The sequence below is a fragment of the Paraburkholderia sp. BCC1886 genome, from assembly GCF_900996245.1.
Taxonomy (GTDB): domain Bacteria; phylum Pseudomonadota; class Gammaproteobacteria; order Burkholderiales; family Burkholderiaceae; genus Paraburkholderia.
The window spans coordinates 187,066-195,813 of sequence record NZ_CAAJGK010000037.1 but is presented as its reverse complement, the minus strand read 5'-3'; the positions used below and the strand labels follow the sequence as shown (position 1 = coordinate 195,813).

The window sequence follows — 8,748 nt, the reverse complement described above, 5'->3', positions numbered from 1 at the left end:
TGCACTGGGTAACCTGTGGATGGCACGCAAGCAATTGCTCAAAGCGTGAAACGCGAGGGCGTGGGCGGCCTCATGCGCGGGCAAACGTGAATCACACGGCCGAATCAAAACCTATGACCAGCGCCACAGCATGTTTGCAATGTAGTGGCACGCGCTGCAAACAGCCCACGCGCAGAAAACGGGTTTTGCAGACCTTCCCTAGCAGTCGTAATCGTCACATCCGTACCTGCATTCAGCGCGTTATTGATACTCGTGTTCTGAACATTAGCCGTCGTATTACTCCCTCCATCAAACCCACCCGTCACCGCTCCACCATAATTCGAATCCGGCAACGAACTGATAGTCACATCTGTCGGATCGATCAACCACTGCCCACCCTGACCATTCCCACCACCTGCAGCACTAACCTTCCCCGCCACATCGAGCCGATGTCCAGAAGTCTCGACAAACCCGCCATTCCCATGCACCGAGTCGGCCTTAATAGAAGCTCCCGAATCCACTTGGGTGTAGTTAGCAAAGTTCACCCCCGACATCATCCCGGCAGCCTGCGTCCCACCAATCCGGTTCAAGCTATCGCCGCCCATCACGACATTCCCACCAGCCGCATCACCACTCACATCCACACTGCCATTTCCGAACAATCCAACCCGATCCCCAGCCAGCACCACGGTCCCGCCGACCGCACCCGCACTCAAATCCGAAGCATCGATCTTCCCCGTCACCGCAAGATCGCCGGTATTCCCTGCATCCGCGACCACCGTCCCCGCCCGCACGACACCCGAAAGATTAATCACCGTATCGAGCAACGTATCTTTCCCGCGCGCAGTCAGCAGAACATTCCCGTCCTGCGCCAGAATGCTCCCGCTGTTCTCGACCAGAGCATTTGCCGAAGCATTAGTGAGCGTCAGCGATATCCCCTGCCCATTAGGCAACGCAACCGTCGCACTATCGCCGGCAGCAAGCGCAACCTGCCCACCCTTCGCGGTCGATATCGCGCCCGTATTCCGAACCTGATCGCCCATCAGCACGACAAAGCCCTGCGCCTGAATCGACCCATCGTTCACCACACCCGCACTCGTCCCGGTCGAACTCAACGAAAGAGGACCGCCCGCCATAAACCCATTTGCATCGATAGCCTTCGTGGTCGCCAGCAACGACCCCACGTTCACCACCGAGCCCTTGCTGAACAACACGCCATTCGCGTTCTGAATCAGCACCTGCCCATTCGCCAGCAGCGAGCCCTGAATTGTCGACGGCACGCCACCCACCACCCGGTTAAGCGCCTGCGCCCGAGCATTCGGCTGATTGAACTGAACCGTCTTACCCTGTCCGACGTTGAACGTATTCCAGTCGATCACGGCCCGCTGGCTACCCTGATTCACCATCATCGTGTTGCCGTTCGGTTGCGCGATACTCGCCTGTCCCGCTCGCACCTGCCCATTAGTCGGCAAAGATTGAGCAACCGCGCTTGACGGACTCAAAGCAAGCAACGACACCGCAATCGTCGTCATGAACGACACCATCACAATCGACCTGGAAGGCACGTTCAAACCCGTGCTCTCGCCCGGACTGCTGCAATGGCTCTTCACATTCTCCGCAACGGCAACCAGCATACCCAGACGTTGGCTGAAAACCCGGCGAAACCGATTCTTGTTCATGATTGGTAATCCGAAATTAGCGAGAGGACAAATGGGCTTTGCGACGACTGGCCAATCCAGGGCAAAGCGCTGCCATGGCATCCGCAAGAGCGGTAGCCAAAGCTATCTCTGATCAGGAAACGCAGGAACGCTAAAACAGGCAGAAAAAAGTAGGGAGATACCTCGCGCTACTCACATGAGCGCGAGACCGTCTTAAGCGAGGATCAACGCCAGCACACACGAACTCGAGCAGACAAGGTTGCCCGACGCGCCGAATCCGGCTGGCGAATCCTGCCTAGTATCGTAGGAGGTGAATAGACAAAAAGCCATGAAAGCCCAGTGAATATTTCCGTGTCTTTTTGCCACAACATCGCGATAACTCTGCGTATAGCGAATTTCCCTTTTTCGAATCCATCGCATATAACGCTTCAGGCGAATGCAGACGTATCAAAGGATTCGCAGCACCTGAGCCTAGCCTTGCTTCGTCGGTCAGAGAAGGGGCGCCATCATTTTTTGGTCTCTATTCGAATAGAGTATTAAATTGTTATTCCATTTTTTATTCTATTTTTAGGCGAGTGGAATTCCGCCACCGCGCCAAATGGCAATAGACTGCCGCGTCAGTCCCGCAGCCCCAGACCCCGCAATTCCGTCCTCAACACATCGCCGAGCATATGCTGACGCTCCGGCCCGAACCGCGCGGTCAACGTCGCGATGCTCAAGCCGCCCATTCCATGTTCGCCCATCCGGAATGCCATCCCGGCGCCCGCCACACCCACTTCCAGCGCGTCGAAAGTCAGCGCGAGATCGGTCGCGCGAACCGCGTGCGCCATTGCCAGCAATCGCGCCGCGTCGATCTCATGCGCGGCATACTCGGCTGCATTGCGCTTGTGAATCTCGACAATCTCCGCATCGTCGATCAGCCCGAGCAGCGCGACGCCACCCGTTCCCGTGCCCAGCAATCGCCGCTGACCGACATAGGTGGTCAGCACCTTCACCAGCGCGCTGCCTTCCTCGCGATGGACACATTGAACGAAATCGCCCTGACGCATCAGCAGAAACACGGTGTCGCACGCGACGCGGCTAATGCGCTTCATCGCGGGCATGAAATGGTTGACCACCGGCAACGGTTGCGAGAACAACGAGCCGAGTAAGACCGATTGCGGCCCGAGCCGGTACGCGTGGTCGCTGCCGCGCGAAATAAACTGCTCTTCGAGCATGCAAGTGAGCAGCCGGTACGCGGTGCCACGGTCGAGTCCCGACTCGTCGACCAGTTTTGCAAGTCGCACGCCCTGATCGCTGGAACGCGCGACGAGTCGCAACAAGGACAACGCGCGTCGCACGCTCTGCGTTCCGCGCACGCCCTGCTCCGCGGTATCGCGCTGCTTGACGGCTTCCGGCACCCGGACGTTCATAGCGGCCTCCCGCATGGCGGCGTGGTGTTAGCGACCGGTGAAAACCGGCTTTCGTTTGGACGCAAACGCTTCGATCGCTTCATGGTGATCCTGGGTCAGGTTCGTGAGGCATTCGTAGGCGGTGCCCGCATCCATGTGACCGTGCGCGAGCTGGCGCAACGGAATGGTGTAGCCCGCTTTGGTCCAGCGGATGGCTTTGGCGGCGCCGTTTTTCAACTTCGCTACGAAGGATTCTACTTTGGTATCCAGTTCACCCGCCGGCACCACGTTGCCGATCGCGCCGAGTTGCTTCGCTTCGGACGCGCTCAACAGGTCGCCCGTAAGCAGCAGTTCGCGTGCTTTTGCGAAACCGATCATCTGAGGCCACAGAAAGCCGCCGCCATCGGCTGCATTCAGGCCCACGCGCACATGCGGGTCGCCGATGCGCGCGTCCTCGCTCATCACGGTGATATCGCACAGCAAGGCCAGCGTCGCGCCGAGTCCAACCGCATCGCCATTGATTCGCCCGATAATCGGAATCTCGCAGTCCAGCATCGAATAGACAATCCGTTTCGCTTCCCACGTGACGACCTCGAATCCTTCCGGCTCGCGCACCGCCTCGCGCATCCACTCGATATCGCCGCCCGCGCAGAAGGCCCGGCCCGCGCCAGTCAAAACAATCGCCGCAATGTCGCGCCGTTCGCCGAGATCGATGAACACGCGCGACAACGCGCGATGCAATTCGCCGTTGACCGCGTTCATCGCTTCAGGACGGTTGATGGTGACGCGCGCGATGCGGTCGGCGATATCGATTTTCAGAGCGGATTCGGTCATGGTGTGGTCCCTGTGAGGGTTATCAAAAGAGGCATGCTCGATTCAGTGCGCCAGCAGAACAGCGCGCACGTCGATCGATTCCAGTTGCTCCTCGGCATTACCGAACAGCGTCGCGGCAACATGCAGCCGCCGGTAGTAATGCGTGAGCCGGTATTCTTCGGTCACGCCGATACCGCCGGACACCTGGATCAGCTGTCCGCATGCACGCAATGCACGTCGTCCAATGAACGCTTTGGCTGGCCGCAACGTGTGCCATGGGCCGTCCGGTGCAAGGTCCATCTCGGCGGCGACACGTCTGGACAAAGCAATCAATTGCTGCAGGTCGCAGAAAATCTCGGCCATCTTGTGCTGCACCGCCTGTTGCGCGGCCAGCGGCTTGCCGAATTGCACGCGCTGTTTCAGGTAATCGAGTGTCAACTCGAAGGCGGCTTCCAGCACGCCGGCGCTATCGGCAATCAAGGCGGCGGCCACGCGGTTGCGAGCGGACATAACATGCCCCGCGCCAGGGAGTTTGTCGAATAACAGCGCCGTGGTTTGCGTCAACCTGAAAAGCGCGGTGCTGCGACCATCCACGAGCCTGGCATTGACACGCTCGATACCCGCAGCGCTCGCCAGTTCAATCTCCGCGAGCCGCGAGCCGCCGTTCTGCTCCACGACCGGCACCAGCAAATGCGTCGCGTACCCGGCGCCAAGCACCGTCCCCGCGCTGCCTTGCAAACGTCCGTCCGCATCGACTCGTACGGCGTCGTCGCCTACAGCCAGATCGGAAAGCGCGAGCCGCATGCTGCCGTCGCTCAACGCGGCCGCAATGCGCGACCTCTCTTCACCCGCCGCCCAACTCAACCGCAACGGCGCCAGCAGCAGATGCAAATCGAGCGATTCAGGCCGCGCGTCGCGGCCCGCCACACGCAATAACTCGAATGCGACGCGGTAATCGGCACCGACACCGCCATCATCTTCCGGCAAGGTCAAACCGAGCCAACCCAACTCAGCGAGATTGCGCCACGCGCCGTCATGCTCGTGCTGCCCATCGCGAAACGACGCGACCCGCGCGTCCATCGGCGTGAATTCGCGGAACCAGCGGCGCGCGGCATCGAGTAGCAACTCTGTCTCTTCGCGATCCATGTCGTGACCTCACATGTCCAGAATGGACTTGGCAATAATGGTTTTCTGGATTTCGTTCGAACCCGCGTAAATGGTCACGACGCGGCGGAAAAAGTGCCGTTCGGCCCAACCAATCCCATCAGCCGCGAGCAGCCCGCTACCGTAGTCGTGACCCAGTACGACACCGGCTTGCCCCAGCATCGCCAAAGCGGTTTCGCTCACCCGTTGCTGCAATTCCGAACCGCGAATCTTGAGCGTCGACGCAGCGGGTCCAGGCTCGCGCCCTTGCATCTGCTCGGCCAGCACACCCAGTGCAGCGGATTCCAGCGCGACGAAATCCACCGTCAGCGCAGCGAGCTTGCGACGCACCCACGCCTGTTCGATCAACGTGCGGCCGTTCGCGTTTTTCAACGTGCGCGCCATCCGGTCCAACTCGACGATGTCGCGTTTCGTGCGCGGCGCCTGCGCGTTGTTCACGCGTTCGCGAGCGAGCAACTCCTTTGCATAAGTCCAGCCCTTTTCGAGTCCGCCGATCACGTTGGCGCGCGGCGTCCTGACGTTATCGAAGAACACCGCATTCACGCTATGTCCTTCGTCCATCGTCATGATCGGATGCAACGTAATGCCGGGCGACTTCATATCGACGATAAATTGCGTGAGGCTCGCCTGCGGCTTCGCGTCGAGATCGGTACGTGCGAGGCAGAACATCAAATCGGCATGATGTCCGCTGGACAACCAGGTTTTCTGTCCATTGATCACCCACGAATCGCCATCGAGCCGCGCCGTGGTTTTCAGCGAAGCGAGATCGGAACCCGCATTCGGCTCCGAAAACCCCTGGCACCAGAACTCCTCGCCCGCGAGAATCTTCGGCAAATAGCGGGCTTTTTGCTCTGCACTGCCTTCGGCTATCAGCATTGGTCCAACGAGAAACAGACCGTGCACGTCGCCGAGCGGCGCATCCGCAAAAGCCGATTCCTCCTCGAAGATATAACGCTGCAACTCATTCCAGCCGGTTCCGCCGACGGCCTTGGGCCAATGCGGCGCGCCCCAGCCTCGCGCGTTCAGAATGCGCTGCCAGTGCGCCATGTCTTCGCGCTCGAGATGCAACTGGCTGCGCGTCTGCGCAATCAAACGCGGTGTCAGGTTCGCTTTCAGGAACGCGCGCACTTCATGACGGAATTCGCGCAACTCGGGCGTATCGAAGAGGCTCATCAGGCGTCACTCCGGTAAGAGAATCAGCGCACCCGTGGTGCCGCGCGATTGCAGCGCGAGGTGCGCGTTAGCGGCTTCGCGCAACGGAAAGCGTCCGCCGATGCGCACTTTCAGGGAGCCGTCCGCAATCAGTGAGAACACCGTGTCGGCCGCGCGCTGCAAGTCGGGATGCGTGCGCACATACGCAAACACGCCCGGCACCGATACCGTCAGCGAGGCCGCCGGCCCGAGTGCCGCGAGTGGCACGACCGGCAAGCCATCGGCCACCTGGCCGAGATTGACCAATTGACCGAACGGCTTCAGCAGCGTCAGCGAATCGTGGAACACCTGGCCGCCGAGTCCTTCGAACACGCAATCGACGCCCACACCGCCCGTCAATTCGCGCGTCGCGCGAATGTACTCGCCGACGACGACTTCGTTGCAACCCTGCTCACGCGCAATCGCCGCTTTACTTTCGGAGCCGACCACGCCGATCACACGCACGCCCTGCCGATGCAGCCATTGCGTGAGCAACGATCCGAGCCCGCCCGCCGCCGCATGAACCAGCGCGGTATCGCCGGGCAGCAGATGCGTCACGCGATGCAGCAACATGTGCGCGGTCAGCCCTTGCAAGGTGGCGGCCGCCGCCTGCTCGTAACTCACCGCGTCGGGCAGATGCAGCAAAAACCGCTCGCTCAGATTGCGCACGCTCGCATAGCCGCCCAGCGGCGGACACGCATAAGCCACACGGTCGCCGACCTTGAAGCGCGTCACCTCGGGTCCAAGCGCGATCACTTCACCCGCGCCTTCCACCCCCAGCGTGCCCGGCAACGCGGGCAACGGAAACACGCCGCGCCGGTGATACGTGTCGAGATAATTGATACCGGCCGCATGCTGACGAATCTGCACCTCGCCCGCTGCTGGCGGCGCCAAGGCGATTTCCTCGAAGCGCATCGCTTCCGGGCCGCCATACGCGTGGATCCGCACGGCCTGCGCACGATCCACACAGCGTTCGAGCACGGCGCTCATTGCTTCACCTCGTCCAGTTGATCGCGCAGTTCGCGCTTGAGCACTTTGCCCATCGGATTTTTTGGCAGTGCATCGAGCAGATGCCAGCGGCGCGGCGTCTCGTAGTCCGCAAGCAGCCGCGCGCAATGCGCCTGCAAGGCGTCGAGATCGAGGCGCACGCCCTCCGCAGCCACCACGCACGCGGCAATGTCCTCGCCGAGCCCGCGATGCGCGACCGCCACCACCGCCGCTTCGGCAACACCCGGAAAGCGGTAGATCACATCCTCGATCGCCGCCGACGCGATCTTCAAACCGCCGCGATTAATGATGTCCTTCTTTCGATCGACGAAATGCAGATGCCCTTCCTCGTCGAAGCGGCCGATATCGCCGGTGCGTACCCAGCCATCCACGAAAGCGGCCGAGGTGGCACGCGGATCGTTGTAGTACGCGAGCGCCATCGACGGTCCGGAGAACTCGATCTCGCCCGTCTCGCCACGCGCGAGCGGACGGCCCTCGTCGTCGATCACGCGAATCGCACAGCCGGGCTGCGCGCCGCCGATGCAACCCGCCTTGCGCGGCAGGAACCACGGCGGCAAAAACGTCCCGGCCGGCCCGGTCTCCGTCATTCCCCAGATATGCACCTGGTCCACCCACGGCAGACGCTGCGTGAACTTGTCGATCACTTCGGCCGGCATCGCCGCGCCGCCGTAGCCGATACGCCGCACGCGCGACAGGTCATAACGTCCTCGCGGATATTCGTCGATCATGAAATGCAGCGGCGACGTCACGCCGTGATAGATCGTCGTGCCCTCGGTCTCGATCAGACGCAGGCGGCCCGCGTTGTCGAGCGGCACTTCTTCGAACACCACGCCCGCGCCGTGCACCCACGACGCCATGCACGCCATGTTCAGTACCGAGCTTGTATAAAGCGGCCACGCGCCCTGATAGGTATCGTCATCCGTAATGCCGATGGCGCCGCCGATCGCATAGCCGCAGTACAACTGGCTGCGATGGCAGTGCATGACCGCCTTCGAGCGTGCGGTCGTACCCGACGTAAACAGCAGCACGCTCGGGTCTTCCGCCTGCGCGACTTCGGGCAGCGCGATATCGTGAAACTCCTTCTCGGGCTCGGGCCACGAACCCGCGTCACCCACCGCGCCGCCGATCACCAGCAGCTTCGCCGCAGGACACAGGTCCGCGATACGCGCCGCCGCGTCGTGCGTCGTCACGATCATGCCGGGATCGATCAGCGCCAGCGCATAACGCAATTCGTCGTCGGAAGAACGGACGTTCAACGGCGAGACGATTGCCCCGAGCCGGTAGCAGCCGAGCGCGCTCAACACGCCCTCACGCACCGCCGCATTCGACAGGAACAGCGCGAGCCGGTCGCCCTTCTTCAGACCGCGCGCATGCAGGCCGCGCGCGACGCCTTCCATGCGGATCACCAGTTGCGCGTAACTCAGCCGGTCCCGATACCCGCTCGCGCTGTGCGCGGACAGCGCGAGCTTGAACGGCGAGCGCGCGGCCCGCAGCCGCAACAGCGCAGGCACGGTCAACCCATGCAGTTCGTTGTAGAGATTCAT

The 8,748-nt window shown here is 61.6% G+C and carries 8 protein-coding genes; 1 reads left to right on the top strand and 7 read right to left on the bottom strand.

Annotated elements, in window-relative coordinates:
* Window positions 1-104 precede the first annotated feature (104 nt).
* Complete coding sequence (locus FQ746_RS07290) at window positions 105-1,613, bottom strand: filamentous hemagglutinin N-terminal domain-containing protein (RefSeq protein ID WP_409932378.1); 1,509 nt, start codon at window positions 1,611-1,613, stop codon at window positions 105-107.
* On the opposite strand from FQ746_RS07290, the gene FQ746_RS35120 reads away from it, so the two are divergent.
* The gene (locus FQ746_RS35120; protein WP_260853926.1) at window positions 1,510-1,770 is read left to right on the top strand and encodes a hypothetical protein; all 261 of its coding nucleotides are present in this window, start codon (window positions 1,510-1,512) and stop codon (window positions 1,768-1,770) included. The genes FQ746_RS07290 and FQ746_RS35120 overlap by 104 nt on opposite strands.
* 484 nt (window positions 1,771-2,254) lie before the next feature.
* On the opposite strand, the gene FQ746_RS07285 is transcribed toward FQ746_RS35120, so the two are convergent.
* Genes FQ746_RS07285 through FQ746_RS07260 form a run of 6 tightly spaced genes read right to left on the bottom strand, consistent with a single transcriptional unit; the run spans window position 2,255 to window position 8,748 of the window.
* Window positions 2,255-3,049, bottom strand: coding sequence for an IclR family transcriptional regulator (locus FQ746_RS07285; protein ID WP_186310666.1), 795 nt, complete (start codon window positions 3,047-3,049; stop codon window positions 2,255-2,257).
* A 27-nt stretch (window positions 3,050-3,076) separates the two neighbouring features.
* A complete protein-coding gene (locus tag FQ746_RS07280; protein WP_144108264.1) occupies window positions 3,077-3,862 on the bottom strand; it encodes an enoyl-CoA hydratase/isomerase family protein in 786 nt (261 codons plus the stop codon).
* Window positions 3,863-3,904: 42 nt separating this feature from the next.
* A complete protein-coding gene (locus tag FQ746_RS07275) occupies window positions 3,905-4,987 on the bottom strand; it encodes an acyl-CoA dehydrogenase family protein (RefSeq protein WP_144108263.1) in 1,083 nt (360 codons plus the stop codon).
* Window positions 4,988-4,996: 9 nt separating this feature from the next.
* Window positions 4,997-6,178: an acyl-CoA dehydrogenase family protein gene (locus FQ746_RS07270; RefSeq protein WP_144108262.1), complete on the bottom strand. Its 1,182-nt coding sequence runs from the start codon at window positions 6,176-6,178 to the stop codon at window positions 4,997-4,999.
* Between the two features lie 6 nt (window positions 6,179-6,184).
* Window positions 6,185-7,186 (bottom strand): quinone oxidoreductase family protein, encoded by a 1,002-nt coding sequence (locus FQ746_RS07265; RefSeq protein ID WP_144108261.1) that lies wholly within the window; start codon window positions 7,184-7,186, stop codon window positions 6,185-6,187.
* Complete coding sequence (locus FQ746_RS07260; RefSeq protein WP_186310665.1) at window positions 7,183-8,748, bottom strand: class I adenylate-forming enzyme family protein; 1,566 nt, start codon at window positions 8,746-8,748, stop codon at window positions 7,183-7,185. The genes FQ746_RS07265 and FQ746_RS07260 overlap by 4 nt, the downstream gene beginning before the upstream one ends.

What these genes read in the sequence shown, in the direction of transcription:
- FQ746_RS35120 (WP_260853926.1), top strand. Translation starts at nt 1,510, where the DNA reads ATGAACGACACCATCACAATCGACCTGGAAGGCACGTTCAAACCCGTG.
- FQ746_RS07290 (WP_409932378.1), bottom strand. Translation starts at nt 1,613, where the DNA reads ATGCTGGTTGCCGTTGCGGAGAATGTGAAGAGCCATTGCAGCAGTCCG.
- FQ746_RS07285 (WP_186310666.1), bottom strand. Translation starts at nt 3,049, where the DNA reads ATGAACGTCCGGGTGCCGGAAGCCGTCAAGCAGCGCGATACCGCGGAG.
- FQ746_RS07280 (WP_144108264.1), bottom strand. Translation starts at nt 3,862, where the DNA reads ATGACCGAATCCGCTCTGAAAATCGATATCGCCGACCGCATCGCGCGC.
- FQ746_RS07275 (WP_144108263.1), bottom strand. Translation starts at nt 4,987, where the DNA reads ATGGATCGCGAAGAGACAGAGTTGCTACTCGATGCCGCGCGCCGCTGG.
- FQ746_RS07270 (WP_144108262.1), bottom strand. Translation starts at nt 6,178, where the DNA reads ATGAGCCTCTTCGATACGCCCGAGTTGCGCGAATTCCGTCATGAAGTG.
- FQ746_RS07265 (WP_144108261.1), bottom strand. Translation starts at nt 7,186, where the DNA reads ATGAGCGCCGTGCTCGAACGCTGTGTGGATCGTGCGCAGGCCGTGCGG.
- FQ746_RS07260 (WP_186310665.1), bottom strand. Translation starts at nt 8,748, where the DNA reads ATGAATCTCTACAACGAACTGCATGGGTTGACCGTGCCTGCGCTGTTG.